The 24,696-nt window shown below is 35.2% G+C and carries 17 protein-coding genes and 3 tRNA genes; 9 read left to right on the top strand and 11 right to left on the bottom strand.

What is annotated here, in order from left to right; all coding sequences use genetic code 11:
• Positions 1-29 precede the first annotated feature (29 nt).
• Together porV and porU are read right to left on the bottom strand one after the other, a co-directional pair.
• Complete coding sequence (gene porV / locus BW932_RS07810; RefSeq protein WP_076387023.1) at positions 30-1,154, bottom strand: type IX secretion system outer membrane channel protein PorV; 1,125 nt, start codon at positions 1,152-1,154, stop codon at positions 30-32.
• A 26-nt stretch (positions 1,155-1,180) separates the two neighbouring features.
• Positions 1,181-5,095 carry a type IX secretion system sortase PorU gene (porU, locus tag BW932_RS07805; protein ID WP_076386931.1) on the bottom strand — a complete coding sequence of 1,305 codons (3,915 nt, stop codon included), beginning with the start codon at positions 5,093-5,095 and terminating at the stop codon, positions 1,181-1,183.
• Between the two features lie 162 nt (positions 5,096-5,257).
• Here porU and gldJ point away from each other — a divergent pair, with 162 nt between their 5' ends.
• Positions 5,258-6,865, top strand: coding sequence for a gliding motility lipoprotein GldJ (gene gldJ / locus BW932_RS07800; protein WP_076386930.1), 1,608 nt, complete (start codon positions 5,258-5,260; stop codon positions 6,863-6,865).
• Positions 6,866-6,926: 61 nt separating this feature from the next.
• Complete coding sequence (locus BW932_RS07795; protein ID WP_076386929.1) at positions 6,927-8,201, top strand: UDP-N-acetylmuramoyl-tripeptide--D-alanyl-D-alanine ligase; 1,275 nt, start codon at positions 6,927-6,929, stop codon at positions 8,199-8,201.
• Here the strand turns inward: BW932_RS07795 and BW932_RS07790 are convergent.
• Positions 8,198-8,803 (bottom strand): NUDIX hydrolase, encoded by a 606-nt coding sequence (locus BW932_RS07790; protein ID WP_076386928.1) that lies wholly within the window; start codon positions 8,801-8,803, stop codon positions 8,198-8,200. The two genes, BW932_RS07795 and BW932_RS07790, sit on opposite strands and share 4 nt — an antisense overlap.
• Before the next feature lie 33 nt (positions 8,804-8,836).
• Here BW932_RS07790 and BW932_RS07785 point away from each other — a divergent pair, with 33 nt between their 5' ends.
• On the top strand, positions 8,837-9,223 hold the full coding sequence (locus tag BW932_RS07785) for an orotate phosphoribosyltransferase (RefSeq protein WP_076386927.1): 387 nt from the start codon (positions 8,837-8,839) through the stop codon (positions 9,221-9,223).
• Between the two features lie 51 nt (positions 9,224-9,274).
• Here BW932_RS07785 and BW932_RS07780 read toward each other — a convergent pair whose 3' ends face one another.
• The 4 genes from BW932_RS07780 to BW932_RS07765 form a co-directional block, all read right to left on the bottom strand.
• Complete coding sequence (locus BW932_RS07780) at positions 9,275-9,973, bottom strand: ATP-binding cassette domain-containing protein (protein WP_076386926.1); 699 nt, start codon at positions 9,971-9,973, stop codon at positions 9,275-9,277.
• Positions 9,974-10,111: 138 nt separating this feature from the next.
• A tRNA-Arg gene (locus BW932_RS07775) sits at positions 10,112-10,185 on the bottom strand.
• An 80-nt stretch (positions 10,186-10,265) separates the two neighbouring features.
• Positions 10,266-10,340: transfer RNA gene (locus tag BW932_RS07770), tRNA-Pro, on the bottom strand.
• A 22-nt stretch (positions 10,341-10,362) separates the two neighbouring features.
• A tRNA-Ser gene (locus tag BW932_RS07765) sits at positions 10,363-10,449 on the bottom strand.
• Positions 10,450-10,582: 133 nt separating this feature from the next.
• On the opposite strand from BW932_RS07765, the gene BW932_RS07760 reads away from it, so the two are divergent.
• The 4 genes from BW932_RS07760 (at position 10,583) to BW932_RS07745 (ending at position 17,651) form a co-directional block, all read left to right on the top strand.
• Positions 10,583-11,599 carry an N-acetylmuramoyl-L-alanine amidase gene (locus BW932_RS07760; RefSeq protein ID WP_076386925.1) on the top strand — a complete coding sequence of 339 codons (1,017 nt, stop codon included), beginning with the start codon at positions 10,583-10,585 and terminating at the stop codon, positions 11,597-11,599.
• Between the two features lie 160 nt (positions 11,600-11,759).
• The gene (aspA, locus tag BW932_RS07755; RefSeq protein ID WP_076386924.1) at positions 11,760-13,160 is read left to right on the top strand and encodes an aspartate ammonia-lyase; all 1,401 of its coding nucleotides are present in this window, start codon (positions 11,760-11,762) and stop codon (positions 13,158-13,160) included.
• Positions 13,161-13,203: 43 nt separating this feature from the next.
• The gene (locus BW932_RS07750) at positions 13,204-16,092 is read left to right on the top strand and encodes a M16 family metallopeptidase (RefSeq protein ID WP_143745529.1); all 2,889 of its coding nucleotides are present in this window, start codon (positions 13,204-13,206) and stop codon (positions 16,090-16,092) included.
• A 119-nt stretch (positions 16,093-16,211) separates the two neighbouring features.
• Positions 16,212-17,651 carry a hypothetical protein gene (locus BW932_RS07745; protein WP_076386923.1) on the top strand — a complete coding sequence of 480 codons (1,440 nt, stop codon included), beginning with the start codon at positions 16,212-16,214 and terminating at the stop codon, positions 17,649-17,651.
• 174 nt (positions 17,652-17,825) lie between these two features.
• Here the strand turns inward: BW932_RS07745 and BW932_RS07740 are convergent, their stop codons facing one another.
• From BW932_RS07740 to BW932_RS07730, 3 genes are all read right to left on the bottom strand, one after another.
• Complete coding sequence (locus tag BW932_RS07740; RefSeq protein ID WP_076386922.1) at positions 17,826-18,902, bottom strand: GNAT family N-acetyltransferase; 1,077 nt, start codon at positions 18,900-18,902, stop codon at positions 17,826-17,828.
• Complete coding sequence (locus BW932_RS07735; RefSeq protein ID WP_143745528.1) at positions 18,899-19,903, bottom strand: polysaccharide deacetylase family protein; 1,005 nt, start codon at positions 19,901-19,903, stop codon at positions 18,899-18,901. The genes BW932_RS07740 and BW932_RS07735 overlap by 4 nt, the downstream gene beginning before the upstream one ends.
• A gap of 71 nt (positions 19,904-19,974) precedes the next feature.
• Positions 19,975-22,116, bottom strand: a complete 2,142-nt coding sequence (locus tag BW932_RS07730) for a S46 family peptidase (RefSeq protein WP_076387020.1) — start codon at positions 22,114-22,116, stop codon at positions 19,975-19,977.
• A 223-nt stretch (positions 22,117-22,339) separates the two neighbouring features.
• Here BW932_RS07730 and BW932_RS07725 point away from each other — a divergent pair, with 223 nt between their 5' ends.
• Positions 22,340-22,738: a hypothetical protein gene (locus BW932_RS07725; protein ID WP_076386921.1), complete on the top strand. Its 399-nt coding sequence runs from the start codon at positions 22,340-22,342 to the stop codon at positions 22,736-22,738.
• An 8-nt stretch (positions 22,739-22,746) separates the two neighbouring features.
• Positions 22,747-23,223, top strand: coding sequence for a hypothetical protein (locus BW932_RS07720; RefSeq protein ID WP_076386920.1), 477 nt, complete (start codon positions 22,747-22,749; stop codon positions 23,221-23,223).
• Between the two features lie 249 nt (positions 23,224-23,472).
• Here BW932_RS07720 and BW932_RS07715 read toward each other — a convergent pair whose 3' ends face one another.
• On the bottom strand, positions 23,473-24,609 hold the full coding sequence (locus tag BW932_RS07715) for an alpha/beta hydrolase (RefSeq protein ID WP_076386919.1): 1,137 nt from the start codon (positions 24,607-24,609) through the stop codon (positions 23,473-23,475).
• Positions 24,610-24,696 lie beyond the last annotated feature (87 nt).

The following is a 24,696-nucleotide window of genomic DNA, read 5'->3' as shown; positions in this document are numbered from 1 at the left end:
TGAGACTTTCAATTTTTTATGACAAATGATTAATAATCTTGTGCATTAGAAGATTCTTCACCAATATTCCAGGTTAAGCCGAATCTCAAAGTATTATCTAAAGCAGAATTTACTTTAGAGGTGTTAATTAAATAGGACATGTCTAAACCAAAAGACTGGTATTTTAGACCAACACCAACGGTTGCATATTGTCTTGCTCCCTGCTCTTCACTTTCATGAAAATATCCGCCTCTAATGGCAAATGCATTATCGTATTCATATTCTACAGCTCCGCTGTACATTAAACTTTTTTGATTACTGAATGATTTTCCGATCCCATCAAGTACGCCTACATTTGGAACATTTCCAGCGTTGTCTGGTCCTGGAACCAAAATTTTTGATGCTTCGAAATTTAATCCTACGCGGTTTAAATCATCGATAAATAAATCGTAGCCTGCTCCTAATCTCGCCATTGTGGGAAGGTAAGATCTTGATTCGTCATTGCCGGTATAATCTAAACGTGGTCCCAAATTTTGGATGGCAAAACCACCTCTTGCGCGACCCTCATATTCATTAATACTTGCATGTTTAGGAGACATAAAATATCCTGAAACATCGACTGCGAATGAATTGGCTGGTTTCAAAGTATTATCGGAGTTAAATCCACCAGACAAATCTGAACGGATAAATCGACCTGTAACCGCCATGGAATAGGTGTCGGTTAATTTTAAACCATAGGCAACATCAATAGAAAATTCATTGGGTTTTGCAGTTCCTAATTGAACAACCTCATTTCCTACGTAATCGGTAAGATCAACAGCACCCATATTGAAATAATAAATACTTGCGGAAATTGTAGATCTCTCTTCTTCTCCTAAAAACTGGTGATATGCACCATAAAGTAAAAATACATCATTGGTCAACTTTCCCATATATGGGGTATAATTGATTCCGATTGCAGAAGTGGTTTTGCTGAAAGGATATTTCGCGGCATTCCAAAACTGAGAGAAAGCATCAGTTGTTGTTGCAACTCCTTGATCACCCAATCCTCCTGCTCTTGCATCCGGAGAAATTCGGAGAAAAGGTGCGCCGGTGAGAACTGGCTGAATCTGCGAATACGCCACTGCACTCAATCCTAACCCTAATCCTAAAAATAGTTTTTTAGTCAATGTCATAAAGTAAATTTTTGTCGTTATTTTTTTTATTTTAATAGAACCATTTTTTCTACTGCAGTTGCAGTTCCCTTGCATTTGTCTTGGTTCTGACTTTTTGCAAATATTTTAAAAATATAAGTTCCTTTTCCTACTGCATCACCAAAATCATCGTTCCCATCCCATTCAATTGCAGTTCTAGGTGTTCTAAAACCTTGGAAAAACGGTTCTGCAGATGCAGTGGTGCTTATTGTTTTTACCAATTTTCCGGTGATGGTATAGATCTGTACATTTACATCTAAAATGTCATCGCAATTATGTTCAAATTGAACGTACGTTTTATTGGTAAAAGGATTTGGCCAATTTAATAATTTATTAACTACTAAATTTTGATTCGTTTCATCTTTAACTACAAAGTTTAACGTTTCAGTTGTAGAATTATTGTTAATATCCCAAACTTTAAATGTTAATTGGTGAGGTCCCGGTGCTAATTTACGAAAAGGATAACTTACATTTCCTTTTTGATAATCTTTTAATGAAGGATCACTACACCCATTTCCATCCCCAGAAAAATAGAAATCATTCAAAACGACCGTATCGACTATTTTACCATCCAAAATTACAGTTATGTCGTGTCCGATTCCGGAGCCTGTAGAATTAATTCCTTTATCATCATTTACACACACAAGAAGCATAGGGTTTTGGTCGGTAATTCCTCCATCTGCAAAATTCGTGTTGTTCATGTATAATTTTACTTTTGGTGGAGTGGTGTCATTGATACCATCTGGATTAATTCCACCCACTTGCTGAATTTGATTGTTAAATACATCGAATACTTTGTTGTCAGCATACGCCAATATTCTTCCGTTTCCAATTTCGTAATTAATGTCTTTTGGTACATAAAACTCCACCTTGAAAACACCATTTACGGCGAGTCCAGAAGATTTTACAATAGGACCGTTTTCTTCAGTAAAATTAAGAACTGGAGTCATCTTTGGCTCATTGTCGTTATTCAATGTTTTTTTATTCAGTCTCTTATCAAAAATGTTTATTGCAACTCTACCATTGAAAGAAGTATCAACGGTGCCATCAGGTTTATTTACGTGTCCATTTACAGTTACAAAATCCAAAGCACGCAATTGTCCGGGAACAGGAGAGTCAATCTGGTCAATATTGAGTAATCTTTTTGGACGGCTTAATTTTGTAGCCGGATCACCCAACAAATTGACTTTCAAATGGTCTGTAAATGCACCTTTTTCTATTTTTGCTTTCAAAAATGCATCTCCAAAATTGACGAAATCATCATTAACCAATTCAAATGCACGTTTGGTAAATATTTGGGTAAATTGTTCCCCATAACCCACGCCGATTGCACGGCTCGAAGTCAGCATCATTGCAGCACCACCTTCTTTTGATTTGATGACCTGTTCTCCTGCCGAAAAGGTGGTCGGATCGTCCCATAAAGTAAATTCACACGTGATGGTCGAAATTAAGGGAAAACGAGTATATACATTATTAAAATTATTAAAATTCTGAATTTCATCGGTTGTTAATACGCGCTCTTGTGACCAACCGTTGATTCCGCCATGTCCGAAATAAAAGAGATACAAACTGTTGCCCACATCATTTGAAATCGCTTGGTTAATTTGGGGATATTTTTGTCCACCCGCAGAAGTTTGAGCAGCAAATGCATCTAGGTAGAGTTTACGGACATTGTATTCTTTTCTTAAAGAACCAATTTCAAAATTACTGGCCAATGAAGAATTCATGGTATTATGGAAAGGAACCAAATTATCAGCATCATCATCTACAACAAAATCAAGTTTCATACGCCACTCCCCAAAAGGTGTGGATTGCCCCGGAAGTGCGTTGTTATAAGCAAGCGCTTTATCAATTAATATTTTGGCTTCAGATAGATTTGCTGCGGGTAATCTTCCAACCGGCAAATCGGGAAGGGTAGATGATAAAGCGGTAGAACTAGCATCTTGTGGTGAAGTCATTGTATAGTAATCATCGGTCACAAAAGAATCGGCATAATTTCCGCTTTCTTCACTTTCATAAGAAGGAATAATATCTGAACCTGGACTATTTTTTCCCTTATAATCATAGGAAGTGTCTCCGAGAATAAACATGTATTTTAATTTTCCCTTCGGAGTATTGAGCTTCGTTGCAAAATCTCGAATTGCGGTAATATCTTTACTACCACTGCTGAATTCATTATAAATTTTATTAATATCAACTACGGCAACATTATATTTATTTTGGTAGAAATTGGCAAGCCGTTGTGCGTGACCCATCATTTGCGGAACGGTAATCATCAAATAATCAATGTTTTGTAATCCAGAGAGATCTTGGTTTTCCACTTTTCCTACAAAAGAAGGTGCAAATGCATCACTGCTTTTAAAAGCTACAAATTCGTTGACGAAAAGGCCGCTGTTCGCATTGTAACCAAAAGCAAAATTCGACGTGCTTCCCGATTTATTAACTTTTTTAATGACATTGGTAACATCGGAAACTTGCCATATTTGTTCCACTGCCGCTGCATCTGCAACACTAAAAGTATAAGTTGTACCGCTTCCTTCATCAATTTCGTAACTCCTGAAATTCATCTGGGAATTATTAAATTTCAAATCTTCTTTGTACTGAACTTCGGCGTAATCGAAATAAAACTTTCCATTCGGGTTGCTTCCTGTATTGGGTTGATAATTGAAGGTAATGGTATTTCCCTGCAAATTGGTAATCGTTGCAAAATCTGAATTGGGATATCTCAACGGAATGTATTCCTTCTTTTCATCCGGAGCGATCGAAGAGATCAGAGGATTTATGCTGTTAATATCCATCGTAATGCTATTTCCGCTGGATTGATAACCAATAACTCTTGTCCTGAATTTGATGACATCAGTTGGTTGAATGGGAGTTTTCGTAGTAAAAGACACGGCTTTACTTCCGGTAAAAAAATCTCCAGTCCAAACTCTCCCGATTTTCATCAGGTTGAATTTTTCTTCGTTGATAAATTGGTAATCGTCATATCGATTGATGATGTTCGCATTGACCGCTTCATCCATTTCCTGAATTCTTTTTCCCGGTCCCAGATCAAAATTGATGAAGTAATAAGCAAAGTCATCATATATATTGATGAAATTTTTAGACTTCTCCGTTCTTGTTTCGATCCTGCGGTTACCGTTTCCATTAGAATTTCCGGCCGATTTATAAATATTGTAACCGTGAGGACCTTGTGCATAAAAAAGCGCGTAATCATCTTCGTTCCAAACGCCGTCATTTTCCCCAATTATCTGTATTGCATCTTCCTGTAAAGCAGAAAATCGCGTGTCTAAATTGTTTTCAGGCAACATTAAACCACCATTTCCGTAAATTCTAAAATTTTTCGGATTAATATTGGAAGGATTGATTCCATTATCCCGCAAAAATTTCGCGGTGATTTTGAAAACTCCCGATTTATCTACTTTAATTTTATAGAAATTGCCTGATTTTAAGGGGTTTTCATTAGATCCAATTTTCCCACTTATCGACAAAGCAGTATTGGTCGGTCCTCCATTTAAGATGCTAAAAGAAACCAGTCGGTAGAGATTGTTTTTTTCTAATTTTAAAGTAGAAACTCGAATGTTGACTGTTTTTTCCTGCGTATAAGGATTGGTATAGGACGCGATTTCTGAATTTTCTTCTGTCGGAATACTCGAAGTACTTATTTCAAAAATTTCTTTTGGAGTTATTTTTTCCCATACTAAATTCCCTATTTTTTGATTACCGCCCGACAATTTCTCGTTTGACCGGAAAAAAATTGTACCTTCTTCGAAAGCAAAACCTTCGTTGGTAAAAAACGGAACAATTGTTTTACTGCTTCCATAATCGATTGCTTTGCTTCCATTCCATTGAATATTGATGGTTTGTGCAGCAATTATGGAGAAGAATAAACTGGTTAAGGTTAGCGTTAAAATTCTTTTCATGGGGTATAAAGTTTCTCAGATACAAATTAAACGAAAAATAATAAATAATAATATGGTACAATAAAATTAAATTGTTAACGTTTTCCAAAAAAATCAATATTATAATTTGATTTATTAGATTATTTCTTTTTTCTTTGTACTTTGATAAATTCTATATAGACTATGAGCAAACTAAAGTTGTTTTCATTAATAATGCTAAGTTCTACTATTTTACTTATGAGTTGCGGCGGAAGCGGTGGCGGTAAAAAAGGTGGTGGTACAAAACGTTTTACCAGTAAAACCGGTTGGAAACCAAATGATCAAAAAGGTTGGTTTTTTACCGGAAAACAACAAAAACAGAAAGGATGGCCAGGAATGGTTTATGTAGAGGGAGGAACCTTTACCATGGGTGTGGTGAAAGATGACGTCATGCATGATTGGAATAATACTCCTAAAAGAATGCAGGTAAGTGCGTTTTTTATCGGAGAAACCGAAATTACCAATTACGAGTACAGAGAATATGTAACTTGGTTGAAATTTGTATTTCCACCTTCGGACCCAAGTTTTAAAGAAATCTACAAAGGTGCTCTTCCAGATACTTTGGTTTGGAATAACAAATTGTCGAGAAATGATTTTGCAGAAACTTATTTCCGCAGACCAGAGTACGATTATTATCCTGTTGTAGGTGTTTCTTGGTTACAGGCTTCAAGATACTGTGATTGGTTGACCGACCGTGCAAACGAGAAAGCATTAATGGAACAAGGTATTATTTCCAAAGATTTTTATACCAACGATGCCAATAATCAAGGTGCCAATTCCTTTAATTTAGATAAATTTAAGGCAAATGATCCAGAAATGGAAGCGTATATCAATACTCAAAGATTGCAGCAGAAATCCGGAATTAAAACCTCTAACCAAAGAATTCTTTCCGCAAACCGTAATGCTACAGCGAGCGTTGTAGAGAAATTCAGACTTCCAACGGAAGTAGAGTGGGAATTCGCAGCACTTGGATTGCAAAAGGAAAGAGAATATAACCTATACACCAACAAAAAACCGGAGATAGAAATACTCAAAGGTAAAAAAGGAAAAAACCGCGGAATGTATCTTGAAAACTTTAAACAAGGTCGAGGAGATTATTCTGGAGTTGCAGGTTGGAAAAATGATGGTTCACCAACAACTTCCGATGTGAAACAATATCCTTCGAACAATTTAGGAATATTTGGAATGTTTGGTAACGTTGCAGAATGGACTGCCGATGTTTATCGACCAATTATTGATGAAGAGGGAAGTGATTTCAATTACTACAGAGGAAATGTATCGAAAGAAGTTTTAAAAAACGCCGACGGAACATTTAAAAAAATTGAAGGAGCTAAATATGATACACTTGCTGATGGAAGATTAGTGTACAAAGGTTTGCCAGGACAATATGAAAGAGAAACAGTAGCCGATAACAGAAACTTCAGAGACGGTGATTTTCAGTCTTCTCTAGATGCTGGTTATGGAAAAGAAGAAGACAGTACAACCGCAGGTTACAACATGTATAATTCTAAGCAAAAACGATTTATTGTTGATAACAAAGGAAGACTCGTATTACAAAAAGATAAAATCTCTAGAACAACCAGAATTTCCAACGAGGTTCGTGTAATTAAAGGGGGTTCTTGGTTAGATGGTTCTTATTGGTTAGATCCAGGTCAAAGAAGATTCCGAGAGGAAGGTAAATCTTACGGATGGGTAGGTTTCCGGGTATCTCAAGATGCTAAATCTGCCGGAAAAGGTAGAACCAAAAGATAATTTTATATAAAATATTTTAAAATCCTTCTGTAATTGCAGAAGGATTTTTTATTTTTGACAAATGAATGCAGCCACTTTTTACCCTATTTTTCAACAAGCCGGAAAAGTAACCATCGATAATAGAAAAATTGAACCAAATGATATCTTCTTTGCTTTTTCAGGAGAGAACTTCAATGCTGCAACTTTAGCGGAAACTGCTATTGATCAGGGAGCTTTAGCCGTTATTGTAGAACGAAAAAGTTTTGAAAATGAAGATCGCAATATCTTTTATGTTCCTTCAACTTTAGAATTTTTACAGGACTTGGCAGTTTTACACAGAAAACATCTCAATATTCCAATTGTAGCTTTAACCGGAAGCAACGGGAAAACGACGACCAAAGAAATCATGCACGCGATATTATCACAAAAATATAAAGTGCAGTATACTTTTGGAAACCTCAATAATCACATCGGTGTTCCTCTCACTTTACTTTCTATAAAACCAGAGCATGAAATTGCAGTGATAGAAATGGGTGCAAATCATCAGAAAGAAATTGAAATGCTGTGCAAAATCGCGCAACCAAATCTGGGATATATTACTAATTTCGGAAAAGCACATTTGGAAGGTTTTGGTGGCGTTGAAGGTGTAATTAAGGGTAAATCTGAAATGTACCAGTATTTAATAGAAAATAAACAAGTCATTTTAGTAAATGAAAATGATCCCATACAAGCAGTAAAAACGGAGCATTATACTCCAAAAATTACTTTTGGAAAAGAAAGTTCTGATTTTCAGTTTGAAGAATTTTCTGCCCATAATTTTGTGGGATTGTCCTTCAAAGGAATTCACGCGCAATCACACCTTACGGGGAATTATAATTTTACCAATCTTTGCGCAGCTGCAAGTTTGGGATTGCATTTTGAAATAGATTTTGAAGACATCAAAAAAGCGATCGAATCTTACATTCCTACCAACATGCGATCGCAGATTTTAAATAAAGATGGAAAGGTTTTTGTGCTTGATACGTACAATGCAAATCCGAGTTCTATGGCAGAATCCCTGAAAAATTTCAGCACGTTTGAAGGATCAAAAACTATTATTATTGGAGATATGTTAGAATTGGGATCAGATTCAGAAATGGAGCATCATGCGATCCTAAATTTAGCTCAAACGCTACATTTTGATGAAATCATCACTGTTGGAAATCAATTTGCAAAAGTGAATCAAATTTGCAAATCATTTGAAAATTCCGCAGCGCTTTCTGCTTATTTAAAAGACCATGCAATTTCGTCTGAAAATATTTTGTTGAAAGGATCTCGTGGAATTGCTTTGGAGCAAATTTTAGATTTTATTCATTAATTTAAATTCCAGTAATCATCCAAAATGAGTCTGATGTTTTCAAAAGTCATGCGTATAACTTCGTTGTTGATCATTTCTTCATTTTTCCAGCTTACTTCAGAAATTCCTTCTTCCTTTTGAGGAATAGGTTGGCTGTTTCCGACGTAAGTCATTTTGAACCAGTAAGTTGTTTTCAGAATCTTTTCTCCGTTTCGTTCGGTGTAGATATGAAAGGTATTATTGAGAAATTCTTCCAGAATGAGTTCCTTTAAACCGGTTTCTTCTTCAACCTCTCTCAATGCCGCTTGTTCCAAAGATTCACCTTTTTCAATTTTACCTTTTGGTAAATCCCATTTTCCCATTCGGCGGATAAATAACAATTCGTTGTTTTTATTTTTCACCAAACCACCTGCAGCTTCGATTACCTTGAACATGTGCGTGAAATCTTCCCAAATTTCTTCAATGTTTTCACCATAAACATTCATTTCTGGACAAGACGTGTTTTCCAAAAGATCGACAGCAATTTCTAACGTTGCAAACCCTTCGAAGCGCAAATTCTTTTCGATGTCTTCCGGATACTTACTTAAAGTTAATTTTTTTTCATTCACAAAAACTTTATACATTTGCAACGTTTTAATTAATACAAAAATATAAAAATGAATTTAGAAGGACGCAAGATTGTTGTAAATAAATCAGTGAATGAATTGGTGGATCTATTAAAAAATCCTGAAGATTATAAAACCTTAATGCCAGATTCCTTGCAAAGCTTTGAAGTTCGTGATCATGGTTTTAAATTTAGCTTAAAAGGAATGCCCGAAATTGCATTGAAGATAGAAGAAGTTACAGAAAATCAGGTGATTTTGAAATCTGCAAGTTCTAGCTTGGAGTTTTCTTTGAAAGGTGCCTTCAATGCGATCAGCGAAAAACAGACGGAAGTACAGTTGCTTTTTGATGGTAAATTTAATCCCTTTATAAAAATGATGGTAGAAAAACCGTTGCAAAATTTTATAAATTCGCTTACCGACAATATCGAAAAAATTTAAATACTACTTTGTTAGTATAAAAAGCCTCAAAATAATTTGTTTTGGGGCTTTTTATTGTTGCGTATAACTTGCAAAAGCTTCTTCTAAACTGCCATATTTGCCTTTGAAATCCTCAATATTGGTATCTTGAATAATATTCCCTTCGTGGATCAAAATTACGCGGGTACAGAGTGCTTCTACTTCCTGCATGATGTGGGTAGAAAGGATCACCGTTTTTTCTTTGCCGATTTGTTTAATCACGTTTCTAATTTCTATTATTTGATTCGGGTCTAAACCATTTGTTGGTTCATCTAAAATTAGTAAATCAGGGGAGTGCAAGATGGCTTGAGCAAGACCAACTCTTTGTTGATACCCTTTTGATAGCTGCGAAATTTTCTTTGATTTTTCTGGCGTGATTCCCACCAAATCGATAACTTCATCAATTCTTTCTTTTGAAATCTGATGGAGTTCGGCAACGAAATTTAAATATTCTTTAACATACATTTCCCGGTATAGAGGGTTGTTTTCTGGTAGAAAACCCATTTTCTTCTTTACTGCAATTTCATTTTCACGAATATCTTTCCCGTCAAATAAGATCGCTCCTTGATCAATTTTTAAAGCACCGATAATTGATTTCATCAACGTTGATTTTCCGGCGCCGTTTGGTCCGAGTAAACCAATAATTTCGTTGTTATTGATTTCAATATTAATCGTATTTAAAGCGATTTGTTCCCCGAATTTCTTGGTAAGATTAATGATTTGTAGTGACATGAAATTATTTTGATGGCTGCAAATTTAGGAAATTGATGATGAATTTGGTGCGTTTTAAATGAAATAGAAATAATAGATTTACTGTTACCTCATTTTCTTTTAAACAAAAAAAACTTCACAAAAAATGTGAAGTTTAAGTGAGCGCGTCAGGATTCGAACCTGAGACCGTCTGCTTAGAAGGCAGATGCTCTATCCAGCTGAGCTACGCACCCAATAATCTGAAAAAAAAAACTCCATTATTTAGGGATTGGAGTTTTTAGTAAAAATAAATTCCATAAGGAATTTTAAAAAGTCGGGGCGGCAGGATTCGAACCTGCGACCTCCTGGTCCCAAACCAGGCGCGATGACCGGACTACGCTACGCCCCGAGTAATTTTTTTGTGAAAGTTGCGGAGAGTAAGGGATTCGAACCCTTGGTACAGTTTCCCATACGCTTGTTTAGCAAACAAGTCCTTTCGGCCACTCAGGCAACTCTCCATTGCAATATTTATAAGAGCTTCTGTTCTGTAATTGCGAGTGCAAATATAGAAAAGTTTTGTTTATTAACCAAAATAAATTCCTAAAAATTATTTGTATTTTTGACATTATTTTTAACAAAATTTTTACAGCTATGCGTAAGCCATTATATATCATTTCTTTAAGTTTTCTTATTGTTTCCTGTGGAACTCAAAAAAATATTCAAAAAGTAGTCGCAAAACCTACTTTACCTAAAACTTCACCGTCGAATCTACCAATTCCATTTGCAAAATCAAAAATTCTGCATGAAGGTGAAGTTGATTTTTACAAAGAAAATATCGCAGATGTAACCAAAAATGATAATACCAAAAGTTACGGTTCTATCGTTTCTGCGAATCCAAGTGGATACAAAGTTGTAAAAACTTATTTTCCTGCGGTGGCACAAAATTTTAGAGTCAAATATATTATCCTTCACTACACCGCTTTGAGTGATGAAAAATCAGTTGGTGTTCTTACTCAGCAAGCAGTTAGTGCGCATTATCTTGTTAATAATTTGGGCGACAAAGAAATTTTCCAGTTGGTTGATGAGAATAAAAGAGCGTACCACGCAGGAATAAGTGCATGGAGAACTGATAAAATGCTAAATGATACCTCAATAGGTATAGAGATTGTGAACAATGGTTTTAAAACAGATTCCAGCGGATTGCGGATTTTCCCAGAATACGATAATGCGCAGGTTCTGAAGATTGCAGCTTTAGTTAAAGATATTGCGAATAGATATTCCATTCCCGCGACCAATATTTTAGGGCATTCTGATATTGCACCCACAAGAAAGCAGGATCCAGGACCAAAATTTCCGTGGAAAAAATTGTACAACGATTATCAATTGGGAATGTGGTATGATGAAGCCACTAAACAGAATATCTTCAGCCAAATTATCCCTGAAACTTTCGGGGTAGAGATGAGTTCCACCCAAGGTATTTTCAAATACCAAACTGCTTTAAAAACATTAGGATATGGTTTAGATCCTTCCGGAATGATCGATGAGTCCACAAAAAAAACGATTGAAGCCTTTCAGTATCATTTTCGACCAGAAAAATATGATGGTGTAATGGATGCGGAAACATGGTCAATTCTCCAAGCTTTGATTCAAAAATATCCTAGCAAATAAATATTCTTTTTTTTAAAGGGAATGATTCGATATCAATAAACCTGATTTCATCCAAAACAGAAAACGGACGATCATCATTCGTCCGTTTTTTATAGCAGCAAATGGAAATCCCTTTTGAGAATCCCACAAAAAAATCTTAACTTTTCAACAAATTATTTTTATGGAAAATTTCAGAAATGAAAGTGATCTTTTAGGAACTTTACAGGTTCCTGCTTCTGCGTATTATGGGGTTCAAACACAGAGAGCCATCGAGAATTTTAAAATTTCCGGGCAGTATCTTTCTTCGTATCCGCATTTTATTAAGGGTTTAGCAATGGTGAAAAAAGCGGCTGCTAAAACAAATTACGAACTGGGTTTATTGGAGCAAAGTCTATATGAAAAAATTGCACAAAGCTGCGATGAATTAATGGAAGGGAAATATCACCAAGAATTCCCGATCGATATGATTCAGGGAGGTGCAGGAACATCTGTAAATATGAATGCCAATGAAGTTATTGCAAATATTGTCTTAGAAAAATTAGGAAAAAATAAAGGCGATTACCAATTCTGCTCGCCAAACGATCATATTAATTTATCGCAATCAACAAATGATGCGTATCCTACTGCGATAAAAATGGCTTTGTTGCAAATGAACAAAGAGTTGGTAGAGAAATTAAAGAAAACCATCGCAGCTTTCCGCCAAAAAGGCATAGAGTTTAATGATGTTATCAAAATGGGAAGAACGCAACTTCAAGATGCCGTTCCAATGACGATGGGGCAGGAATTTGAAGCTTATGCAGCAACTTTAGAAGAAGATATTTCAAAGCTCAACAATAATGCTCATCTTTTTGTAGAAATAAATATGGGCGCAACTGCAATCGGAACAGGAATAAACGCTCCTGTTGGTTACGCCAAGTTGTGTGCAAAAAATCTAGCGCAATTTTCTGGTTATCCGATTGTCTCTGCACCAAATTTGGTTGAAGCAACTCCAGATACAGGTTCGTACGTTATTTATTCTTCTGCAATGAAGAGACTTGCGGTGAAACTTTCTAAAATTTGTAATGATTTAAGATTGCTTTCTTCCGGTCCTAGAGCTGGCTTTTTTGAAATTAATCTTCCACCGATGCAACCTGGATCTTCAATTATGCCGGGAAAAGTAAATCCTGTCATTCCAGAAGTCGTGAATCAAGTGTGTTATAAGGTTTTTGGAAACGATTTAACCGTGACTTTCGCCGCCGAAGCAGGGCAATTACAGCTCAATGTGATGGAACCCGTTTTGTCGCATGCGATTATGGAAAGTATGAATTTTTTAGGCAACGCATTAGATACTTTAAGAGAAAAATGTATTGTAGGAATTACCGCGAACAAAGAAATTTGCCTCAATATGGTTAAACACAGCATCGGTATTGTGACTGCTTTAAATCCATACATCGGGTACAAAAATTCTACAGAAATAGCCAAAGAAGCTTTAGCTTCAGGAAACAGTGTTTATAATTTAGTTTTAGAGAAAGGAATTCTTTCTCAGGAGAAATTAGATGAAATTCTGGATCCGAAAAATATGTTGAAACCGCATCAGTTTTAATTGATAGTAGAATTTTAAATGACAAAAATATTCAAGTAAACCAATGACAGGACCGATTAAAATGACGGATGCACCCATGTTTCAAACAAAAAAAATCACAGATCAATCAGGATATAATTACGAAGCGGTAATCAACGACAAAAATGGGGTTAGAATTTATACCCTAAAAAATGGGTTGAAAGTTTATCTCGCCCAAAATTTCGATGCACCGAAAATCCAAACCTATATTCCTGTAAAGACGGGAAGCAATAATGATCCTTCTGATAATACTGGTTTGGCGCATTATCTAGAGCACATGATGTTCAAAGGAACGTCTAAATTAGGATCTTCGAATTGGGAGCAAGAAAAGCTGCTTTTAGAGCAAATCTCAAACCTTTACGAAGAACATAAAGCGGAACAAGATCCAGAGAAGAAAAAAGTACTGTATTCGAAAATTGATGAAGTCTCTCAGGAAGCCAGCAAATTTGCCATTGCAAACGAATATGATAAAGCAATTTCGTCACTCGGAGCTTCGGGAACAAATGCGCATACTTGGCTGGATGAAACCGTGTATAAAAATAATATTCCCAATAACGAGTTAGAAAAATGGTTGAAAATTGAGAAAGAAAGATTTTCTGAACTCACTTTAAGATTATTTCACACCGAATTAGAAGCGGTTTATGAAGAATTTAACCGTGCGCAGGATAATGACGCTCGTTTGGTTAACTATGAATTGATGGATGCGCTTTTTCCAACCCATCCAAATGGGCAACAAACTACTTTGGGGAAATCGGAGCATTTAAAAAATCCTTCAATGGTCGCAATTCACAAATATTTTGATGAATATTATGTTCCCAATAATTACGCGATAGTTTTGGTGGGAGATTTGGATTTCGAGAAAACAATCACATTAATCGATCAATACTTCGGAATTTTTAAATACCGCGAACTTCCCGAAAAAAGGAAGGTCTTGGAAAAACCAATGACTGAAATTGTTGAAAGAGATGTAAAAAGTCCTTCTGCACCGAGATTACAAATAGCTTGGAGAACCGATTCCTACGGAACGCACGAAGCCAGACTTGCTGAAATGATTGCCCAAATTTTATCTAATGCAGGTGAATCAGGATTAATCGATCTTAATATCAATAAAAGCCAGAAAGCTTTGCGAGCGATGGCTTACTCGTCGCCTTTCAAAAATTATGGTTCTTTTTCTATGGTCGTTGTACCGAAAAATGAGCAAACTTTAGAAGAGGCAAAACAATTGTTGCTCGATCAAATCGAATTGGTAAAAAAAGGTGATTTTCCCGCATGGCTCATTCAAGCGGTCATTAACGATATGAAAATCCAGCGAATGAAAATTTTCGAAACCGCAGATGGTTTGGCGACAACACTTTATGGGGTTTTTATCAATGATCAAAGTTGGGAGGAAGAACTGAACGAAATCAGTGAATACGAGAAAATTACAAAAGAAGATTTAATACAATTTGCGAATGATTTTTTCAAAGATAATTATGTCGTCGTAAAAAAAGAAAAGGGAAGCAATGAAAAATTAGTTCGTGTAGAAAACCCAGCAATTACTCCCATTAAAATAAATAAAGACTCGCAGTCATCGTTTTTAAAGGAAATAATAAAAGAAAAATCTACGGACATCGCACCTGATTTCATCGATTATTCGAAAGCCATCAAAACAGAGAAAATTAAAGGTAAAAAATCAAGTTTTGTAGCAAATAAATACAACGATGTTGCACAGGTTTACTTTATTTTTCCTTTCGGGAGCGATCATGACAAAGAACTCGGTTTGGCTACTCAGGTTTTGCAATATTTAGGAACCTCCGAATTTACAGGTAAAGAACTCAACGAAGAGTTTTTTAAATGGGGTATTTCTAATGATTTTCGCACCACTCCAGATCAACTGATCATTTCCTTAACCGGTTTGGAAGAAAATTTACCAAAAGGAATCGCACTATTGAAAGACTGGATGCAAAACGCAAAACCCGATCAACAGATCTATCATCAAAATATCAACACTATTTTAGAAAGCAGAGAAGTCGCAAAAAAAGACAAAGGCAGAATTATGGCAGCACTTTCGAGTTATGCGAAATTCGGCAAAGAATCGCGATTTACTGATATCATCACTGAAGACAGACTGAACGAAATTCATTCGGAAGAAATGACGCAAAAAATCAAAGATTTGCTCTTTATGCCTTATGAAATTTTCTTTTATGGAAACAATTTTACGCGCTTCGAAGAATATGTACAACCCTTTATAGAAGAAGAGATTGTACCTGTCCCGCCGAAAAAAAATTATCCAGAACCAGCAATGGAAGGGAACGTATTTTTTACCAATTATGATATGGTTCAGGTTGAAATGAGTAAAGTTGCAAGAGGAACCAATGTGAACCTAGAAAACTTTGGGAAAATAAATGTATTTAATGAATATTTTGGCCGCGGATTATCGTCAATTGTTTTTCAGGAAATTCGGGAAAGTAAGAGTTTGGCGTACTCTGCCAATGTTTCCTACGCTGCGAATAGTGAGCTAAATCATCCGGATTATGTCACCACTTATGTAGGAACTCAAGCGAATAAATTATCACAGGCAGTGGATGCGATGGATGATTTAATGGGCGATTTACCGCAAGTTCCGGCTCAATTTCTTAATGCTAAAAATGCAGTGCTTAAGCAAATTGCAGCTGCAAGAGTTAACCGAACCAATATTTTCTTTAATCATTTAAATTTAAAAAAATTAGGAATCGATTACGACCTTAGAAAAGATATTTATGCGAATATTGAAAAACTAACTTTGGCTGATTTGACAGATTTTTATAATACCGAATTGAAACCTTTGAAGTACAATACTGCAATCATCGGAAAGAAGGAGAATATTGAAGTAGAAACGCTAAAGAAAATGGGCGATTTTCAGGAGTTAACTTTAACAGAAATCTTCGGATATTAAAAGTAGTATTAATAACCATATTTAATAAAAGATGAATTTTGACTTCATCTTTTTTTTATTTTATATCGTTTGAGAAATTATTTTGTATTATTTTTGCGTATTAAATAAATACGTTTTTCTTGTCAAAATATTATATCATAATTTTTGCAATTTCTATTTCTTCAATTTTATTGGGTCAGGAAAATTTACCTTTTACCAATGATCAATACAGCGGAATTAATGGTGCATTAGTTTCACCCACTCTCACTTTTCTTAACCCAAATCCTTGGGATATAAATGTAGTTGCAGAAGATGTTTTTTTGCAGAATGATTATGTTTATATCTCACAGCTAAGCTTGTTGGGACTTCGAAATACACCCACAAGATCCCGCAACAAAATAAAAAACATCAATGGTGAAAACACTGCAAATGTGGTAGATTTTTACAATACAGATTTTGCCAATTACCATTTTAGTTCCGATATTTTAGGCCCTTCTTTCAGTAAAAAAATTGCGATCAAACAAAAATATTTTACGGTAGGTTTATTTTCAAGATTGCGAACACAGACCTCTGCAATTAAAATCGACAATTACCTAAAATATGGGAATCAAGGATTCGTAGAACCGGAGTTTTATTCATTAAAACCACTGCAAATCAACTTCATGAACTGGGCCGAACTTGGTCTAAATCTAGCTACAGAAATTTTTCCTTATTCAGAATACCAATGGATTGTAGGAGCGAATCTTAAATATGAAATCGGTTTTGATGCACTGCAGGTAAACAGTACTTCACCCATCGAGTTGCATCGAACCTCGGAAATCACCAATGGAATTGACACGAAAACGATTTATGCCTCTAATTATAATATAGAAGTCAATCTTGCAACCAATTATAATTTTGATACAAAACGCTACGAATACAAGCAAAAAGGGAAAGGTTTCGGTATCGATTTTGGAATTGCAGTAGTTGATCCGATCGAAAATTCTGATGATTATTATTTTAAAGCGAGCGCACATATTTTAGACTTTGGAAAAGTAAATTATGAAGGTGAAAAGCATTTGTTTGCAGGGAATAATTTAAAAGTGGTGAATAATCCTAACCTAGAAAACACCAAATTTAAAAGTCCAACGCAATATTTTCAGCTTTTAAGCAAAGAAATTTATGGCAATGAAAACGCCTCTTTTCAAGGCAATGATTTTCAGATGGGATTGCCAACAAGTATTCATTTGAATGCAAGTAAAAATGTTGGTGAACAGCAATATATCAATGCCGATTGGATTCAACGGATTCCAGTTTTCGAAAATTCTTTGAAAAGAAGCAATATTTTTTCAACTTCCTACACCGTTCAAAAACCTGTTGTAGGTTATGGTGCATCGGTTTCTTTGTATGAGTACCAAAATTTTCAGTTCGGTGGATATTTTAGAATTGGACCTTTAATTGTGGGAAGTTCGAACGTTTTGCCGTTATTTTTTAATCAGAAAAAGTTGCATTCAGGTGATTTTTATCTCGCTTTGAAAATCTATCCGTTCTGGGATAACGAAATGAAAAGACACCGAAGAGCAAACTGCAACTGCGATTAGCAACTAAATTTTATCGATTCTAAATTGCTGGTTTTTAGAAAAAAAGGGTGTTTTAACCCTTGTTTCAAATAATAAATTTACTCACCTTTACCATGCAAAACATGCTGTTTTTTGTGGATAGAGTTTGTATTTTTCATAACAACGAAAACTCTGGGAGCATGACCAGGGTTTTTTTTATGTAAAAACAGGATCTCCGTCGCCATCTTGAAAATTGGGGTCGTAATCTTCTGGCAAACCTTTCACCAGTTCTTTATGAAAAAGATATCTTCTTTCTGCTTGTTTCTGATAAAGTTTCGGAAATGCTTTTGAACTCAATTTTTCGTTCAAATTATCATGATAAGAAATGAGCGTTTTAATGTTCTTTTCATTAATAAATTGTTCTAAGAAATGCGTAAAATCATCGAGATGATCAACAGCAAATAAATACGGAATTTTTAGATGCAAATTTCTTGTCTGCAACAGCGCAACTGTTTTTACCCTTTTATTTTCATCAAAAATCTTGACCCAATAATACTTGAATTCTTTGGAAAAGGAGGAGAATTGGTAGTCTTTTTCTGGCTCATTTCCTTCTAAAATCCAAGGATTTTGCATAATCCAGCGCAGGATTTCTGCATTCCGATGTAGAGGAAACTGCTCCAAAAATTTTTCGCTTTCCTCATCAATGTTTGTAGAAATGGTGTAATTTGTATTTCTCTTCCGGGCAAATTTCGCCTGAAATGAAAGGGAAGTATTCACTAAAAAATCGGTAACTCTGAACGCGGGTTTTAGACTAGAAAACTGCGGTTTTTTATGCGGAACAAGGGTCTCAAAATCGGTTCGAAAATAAAATCGCTTACCTATCTTTGGAGCGATATAATCAAATTTTTTCGTTTTTGCGTACAGCGATTCAGCTTCTTTTGTAAATTCGGTAATGGCAATTTTTTCATCGTATTGCTCAAAAACTTTTTCCAAAAGCTGCTGTGCAATTCTTTTTCCCCGAAAATTTTCATTCACAAATAAAGTACTTAACCAGGCGTATTTCAAAGGCTGATTTCCGATCCGTAATTCGTCGGGAAAAGTTCCGAGATATCCTGCAAGTCGATGATCCTCAAAAGCTAAAGTGAGCAAAATATCATGTTCCGAAGCGTGGGGATTTTTGATTTGAGACAAAGCGCGATGCATAGTAATGGGCAAAAAATCGTAGGATTTGTATTCCTCGGAACGCACCAATTCTTCTAAATCTTTCTTGTTGAAGCATTTCAGAGTAATCATTTCCTTTGAATGGTATTTTTGTTTACTATTTTTTTTAAATTGAAATAGGCGATTTCTTCTTTCAAAATTTGATTCGCATCTTTCCCTTTTTCCATCGGGATTCGCTGTATATTTTTTGCAAAACTATCTACTTTTAATCCGGCAGAACCAAAACTACAAAATAGATCATTGATAGAGAAAATTTCCTCAAAAAATTCACGTTTTACGCCGAAATCGGTAAAAGGAAATGCGAAACTTTCTTCGATGAAATGAAACTTCTTTAAAAAATAATGAGATTGAATAGAATTTTTCATTTGCTCTTCCAAAGTCAGCTCATGATAAAGTGGATGGTCAAAACCGTGACTAGAAATACCAAAACCTTTTGCAGTAACGCTTTTCAGTTGATCAAGAGTCATGTAAGGTTGATAATCAATAAGATAATCGCGATAACCTCCTTTGAAACTTTTTTCTAATAAATCTAATTTGTTCCGCTCTTCATATTTTATTTTGTTCAGTTTACCAATCAGCAATTTTTTAAAGTTATCATTAGGTAAAACATCTTGAAAAACATGCAACTCTCTTTCATCGCTTTTCAGCACTCGTTCCATTAGAATGCTCGCTTTGCAACGGTACATTAAATCGGTATTACCGATGAATTTTGGATTGATAAAATTGATGGCATAAATGCCTTTTCGTTCTAAGATTGGGACTACAACATCATGAAATTCCGACAAACCATCATCAAAAGTAAGTAAGGCAATTTTCTTTTTAGGTTTGAAATTTCCGTTGATGAACTCTTTAAATTCATCCCAATTCACAAACTGAAAATGTTGCGATAATTGATCTAGATCTTGCTCAAATTCCTGCTCGCTTTTGTAATTGATAATGTGTTTAAGATGAGGCAAATGATAATTAGAAACCGCATGATAAACGGGAACACAGTAATCCAAAGGATAAGATTTTGCAATATCATCTGACTGAAATTTCGTTGCGAACTTGATGATCTTTTCTTTGATAGACATATTCAAATTTAAGAAAAATCCCATGAATATTTTCACGGGATTTTGAACTATTTATTTTTGGGGAAGATTGGTTATTTCACCACTTTCATCTCATTGATCAACCATTTTGCATCTGCATATTTGTCGATAATGAAAAGAATATACTTCGTGTCAACCATTATATTTCGGCTAAAACGCGAATCAAAATAGATGTCACTCATCGTTCCTTCCCATTGTCTGTCGAAGTTGAGGCCAATTAAATTTCCGTATGCATCTAAGGTTGGACTTCCAGAATTCCCACCGGTTGTGTGATTTGTTGCGGTGAAATTTACAGGAACATCGCCCGTTTTATCTTTATAAATACTGTAATCTTTCGTATTATAAAGCTGAACTAACTTCTTGGGAACATCAAATTCATAATCTCCGGGAATATATTTTTCCATAATTCCTGCGATATGCGTTTGGTAACCATAAGTCACGGCATCTCTTGGATTAGAACCTTTAATTTTTCCATAAGTAACGCGTAGTGTGGAATTCGCATCGGGGAAAAAAGTGCGGTTTTTATCTGTTTCCATTTGTTGCGCCATGTACTTTTTCTGAAGAATATCGATCTTATTTTGATAATCTGTGAACTGAGAATCGGTGGTTTTCATATACGATTCTCTAAAATTCATAAATAATTTCATCAAAGGATCATTCTTTAAATTTTGAATTAAAGCATTTTGATCTTCAAAAACTTTGTTAATATCAGAATAAGTGGTCGCACCATTGATGGAACCACGACCTGTAATTACAGAGTTTTTCGAAAGATTTTCGATGGAAGAAAGATTTTGCGCTTCATTTTTATATTGATCGAAACCTGCAGGTAAAAATTTTGCATCAGATTTGTTCGTGTATAAAGCGAGCAATTTCGCGGTTACTTTTGCATCCAGTTCTCCATCATAATCTCTATAAACACCTGATAATCGAGATTTAAAACTTTCTAAAGCTTTCGCATCCATTTTCCCAGATTCTGCTGCTTGCATATAATTGTAGAAATTATTTGCGAGAGAAAGGGTTTCTGCATTTCGAACGGTTTCTGAATAAAAGGCTTTATTTAAACTAAAAGTCGATTGCTCTGTATAAAGTCGATTCAATTCATCGATGGTGGTTTTGATCTGCGGATTTTTCGAGATCAAAGTCTGCTCATACGCTTTCTTTTTTCCCATCGCGTCAGATTTTTTCAAACCTTCAACTTCTCCGATCCATTTTTTCCAGTAATTGGCGACAGAAGCGTATTTTGAAGCATATTTAATTCTGGTTGCATCGTCGGAACGCATTTTTTCATCTAAAGTTTTCAAGGCCACTTCACGAACTGCGATCATCGCTGGATCCGTTTCCGTCATTATTTTTTCTACCGCAATTGCAGGTAAATATTCTGTGGTTCTGCCCGGAAATCCGAATACGAATGTGAAATCATTTTCCTGCTTGTCTTTAATGGAAACAGGCAAGAAATATTTGGGTTTATAGGGAATATTGTCTTTCGAATATTCTGCAGGTTTATTGTCTTTGTCTGCATAAATTCTAAACATCGAAAAATCTCCGGTGTGTCTTGGCCAAACCCAATTGTCTGTATCTGAACCGAATTTTCCGATACTTTGTGGCGGTGCTCCAACCAAACGAATATCTTTGTAAGTTTCTATCAAATACGCATAATATTTATTGCCATAATACATCGGTTTAATCATTAGTTTTTGCCAAGATTCTAATTTAAAACCAGCTTTTACGCTTTCGATATTTTTTTTGATGAGGTCCTCTGAAGCTTTAGAATCTAGATTTTGGGTTCCAGCTAAAACTTGCGCTGTAACTTCTTTAATATCTGCAATAAAATCAACCGTAACACCCGGATTTGGAAGTTCGCCATTCATATCTTTTGCCCAAAAACCATCACTCAAATAGTCATATTCAACGCTCGAATGTTTTTGAATTTGTCCGTAACCACAATGATGATTGGTAAGAAGCAAACCTTGTGGCGAAATAATTTCCGCCGTGCAACCACCATTAAACTGAACAACAGCATCTTTAATACTCGGTTTTGAAAGATCGAAAATCTGTTTTGCAGAAATTTTCATTCCTAAATCTTTCATTTCTTTTTCATTGAGTTCCGTCGGAATCCACATTCCGCCATTCTGTTGCGCAAAAGCCATTACCGCCGGAAATAATACTGCTGAGAGAAAAATATGTTTTCTTTTCATTTTTAAAATTTGCCCTAAAAATAAGGAAATTTTTGCAAACAGATTCAGTGCTGTATTTTTAAAGGTTGCCACTATTTTCATTGAGTTTTCTACTGTGTTTTTTTCTTTTCTAAAGTCTTATTTAAAGGTGTAGAATCTGCAGAACTTGAAGCGAGTTTATTATCATTTCAAGATTTATTCTATTGAGGTACAGTTTTTGAGTGTTTTTAAGATAAATGGATTGATGGAAATTACGCAACAAATTTCTTGGCTTTTCGTGCTTGCAATTCCGATTGCATGTATTGCGTGGACGGTAACTCATGAAGAAATCTTCAAAGAACCGAGAATGTATTGTGTTGAAAAATCACAGAAAGGTAAAAAGTTGTTGGAGCGGAAATTTTTTTATCTTTTTACCTGTGAATATTGTTTTAGTCACTACATCACAGCGATATTCTTGGTAATTACAAAGTATAAACTTTTGTTTGATGATTGGCGCGGTTATCTGATTTCTCTTTTTGCGTTGGTTTTTATAGCAAATATTTACATGAGTCTTTTTGCTTTGTTGCGCCAAAGTTTAAAAGTAGAAAAAATTGAGGCCCAATTAAAAGACGAAGAACTAAAGGAACAAATCAATAATAAATAAGAAAAATTATGAAAAACACAGACAGACTTCAAATGTATGAATTTGAAAATTACACGATTGTCACCAATTTTGAAGAATATCAAGATGCCGTCAATTACGCCACAGAAAATAACGGAGAGTTGCTCGAAGTGGGGTTTACCGATGGAGCAGATAATCCCGCATTAAATTCTGATGGAAACTTAATGGCTTCAAGAAAAACTTTTCGAGTAGGATTAGCGCCGGAATATGAAGTTTTGTATTCTGATGATCCTAAATTTCAGGAAATGGCGGAAGTTATTTTGGAAGATATGAAGCAAAAAGAAAACGATGTTTTACCAGAAGATTGGCTATCTGATCAAAATATTGCAGCTGGAGATCGAATTATTATTATCAAAGACGGAGAAGTAAATACCGTTACCACGAGAGAAAGAATCAAATTTCTGATGCGCGGAAATGTGTATGAAATTGCGGTGAAAATTGCAAATTCTGAAAAAGACAAAGCTTAAAATTTTAAAAAGCATTCGGCGACAATTTACTGTCGCCGAATGTTTTTATCACTTTTTTCCTCCCAGATTTATATTCAAAAAAAATTGCTCAATCTGCGAGAAAAATATTTGACCTACATTTTAGATGAGTCCTAACAAATATTAAACAATATGTTTTAGAATTTCAGACGACTGATTGTTAGTCTTTTATCTTTTCTCTATTCTCTTTTCTCTTTTATCTATTTTCTTTACTCTTTTCTCTACTGAGAATCACATTTCACTTGTTTCATTTCGGATCATTTCCGCTTTCGCTGCCAATTCTTTCGGATCTTCTTGAGTATCATAAAACAACCATTCTACGGCTCTCGGAAATTCCTGTGACCAAAAGAATTCTTGGTGTTTTCCATCGGGATTGATGCTGACTTTAAATTCAAACTGCAGGGAATGAGAATCTTCCCAACCTTCCATTGTTTTTTCGAAAAGGCCAATTCTTTCTGTCATTTGTGAACCTTCCATTTCTCCTCCATACATGTACACTTTAATATCATAAGGATTTTTAAAGTTCATTTGGGGAAAATTATTTTCGGGATTGATCCAAAGTGAAGGCGAGAAAATCATTAATTTCGAATAGACTTCAGGATACAGAAAACCACTATAAATACTAATAAGACCACCTAAAGAACTGCCGCCGATTCCTGTAAATTCCCGTTCGGGTTTTGTACGGTAAACAGAATCTACATAAGGCTTCAAAGTGTCTGCAAGAAAGCGGAGGTATTTTTTTCCTTCTGCATTTTCGGTAATCGAATTGTGGTCTAGAACGTATTCTTTAATTCGGTCTTCACTTCCATTTTCTATGGCAATAATGATCACATCACCTCTTCCATATTCTGCAAGAATCGACAATTTTTGATCAATTTCCCAATTGCCAAAAGCCGAACCTTCATTAAAAAGATTTTGCGCATCCTGAAGATAAAGGACAGGATAGGTTTTATCGGTTTTATTATAATTGTAGGGGAGAAGCGCCCAAATTTTTCTGGTCTTATTGAGTTGTGGAATAAAAAATTTATCAGAAATGATCTCAACAATCGGGTAGAATTCTTTTTTGAAAGGTCCCCAATTAACACGCCATCTTTCAACTTGATCATTTGTTTCGGTTTCCGAATTCTGAGCTCTTCTATTGGGTGTGATGTTTCCGAAACGGTCAATTTCTACATTTTCCCAACCGCCTCGTGTATATTTATACTCGATTGTTTCCGGAAGATCTTCCTCGGAGATATCAATAGAATAAGTGTTTTTAGCGAGAAGTTTAAGTTCAAAGGCTAAATCTCTTGGATTCCATTTGTTAAAATTCCCGGTGATATAGACAGGTCTTTCGTCATCTTCATCTGATGTTATCGTAAAGTTCATTTCTTGTTTTGCTGTTTTTTGAGGGTTTAAAAGTAGGAATTTTAATTTGCAAATAGCGCAGTTTCAAGAAGTGCAATTTCATTTTTT

Origin of the sequence: Kaistella chaponensis (assembly GCF_900156725.1) — a bacterium.
Classification (GTDB): domain Bacteria; phylum Bacteroidota; class Bacteroidia; order Flavobacteriales; family Weeksellaceae; genus Kaistella; species Kaistella chaponensis.
The sequence above is the reverse complement of the archived record's forward strand: the minus strand, read 5'-3'. Positions and strand labels throughout refer to the sequence as shown.

Bases quoted from the DNA above. Each gene is read 5' to 3' on its own strand.
- porV (WP_076387023.1), bottom strand. From the start codon at position 1,154: ATGACATTGACTAAAAAACTATTTTTAGGATTAGGGTTAGGATTGAGT.
- porU (WP_076386931.1), bottom strand. From the start codon at position 5,095: ATGAAAAGAATTTTAACGCTAACCTTAACCAGTTTATTCTTCTCCATA.
- gldJ (WP_076386930.1), top strand. From the start codon at position 5,258: ATGAGCAAACTAAAGTTGTTTTCATTAATAATGCTAAGTTCTACTATT.
- BW932_RS07795 (WP_076386929.1), top strand. From the start codon at position 6,927: ATGAATGCAGCCACTTTTTACCCTATTTTTCAACAAGCCGGAAAAGTA.
- BW932_RS07790 (WP_076386928.1), bottom strand. From the start codon at position 8,803: ATGTATAAAGTTTTTGTGAATGAAAAAAAATTAACTTTAAGTAAGTAT.
- BW932_RS07785 (WP_076386927.1), top strand. From the start codon at position 8,837: ATGAATTTAGAAGGACGCAAGATTGTTGTAAATAAATCAGTGAATGAA.
- BW932_RS07780 (WP_076386926.1), bottom strand. From the start codon at position 9,973: ATGTCACTACAAATCATTAATCTTACCAAGAAATTCGGGGAACAAATC.
- BW932_RS07760 (WP_076386925.1), top strand. From the start codon at position 10,583: ATGCGTAAGCCATTATATATCATTTCTTTAAGTTTTCTTATTGTTTCC.
- aspA (WP_076386924.1), top strand. From the start codon at position 11,760: ATGGAAAATTTCAGAAATGAAAGTGATCTTTTAGGAACTTTACAGGTT.
- BW932_RS07750 (WP_143745529.1), top strand. From the start codon at position 13,204: ATGACAGGACCGATTAAAATGACGGATGCACCCATGTTTCAAACAAAA.
- BW932_RS07740 (WP_076386922.1), bottom strand. From the start codon at position 18,902: ATGATTACTCTGAAATGCTTCAACAAGAAAGATTTAGAAGAATTGGTG.
- BW932_RS07735 (WP_143745528.1), bottom strand. From the start codon at position 19,903: ATGTCTATCAAAGAAAAGATCATCAAGTTCGCAACGAAATTTCAGTCA.
- BW932_RS07730 (WP_076387020.1), bottom strand. From the start codon at position 22,116: ATGAAAAGAAAACATATTTTTCTCTCAGCAGTATTATTTCCGGCGGTA.
- BW932_RS07725 (WP_076386921.1), top strand. From the start codon at position 22,340: ATGGAAATTACGCAACAAATTTCTTGGCTTTTCGTGCTTGCAATTCCG.
- BW932_RS07720 (WP_076386920.1), top strand. From the start codon at position 22,747: ATGAAAAACACAGACAGACTTCAAATGTATGAATTTGAAAATTACACG.
- BW932_RS07715 (WP_076386919.1), bottom strand. From the start codon at position 24,609: ATGAACTTTACGATAACATCAGATGAAGATGACGAAAGACCTGTCTAT.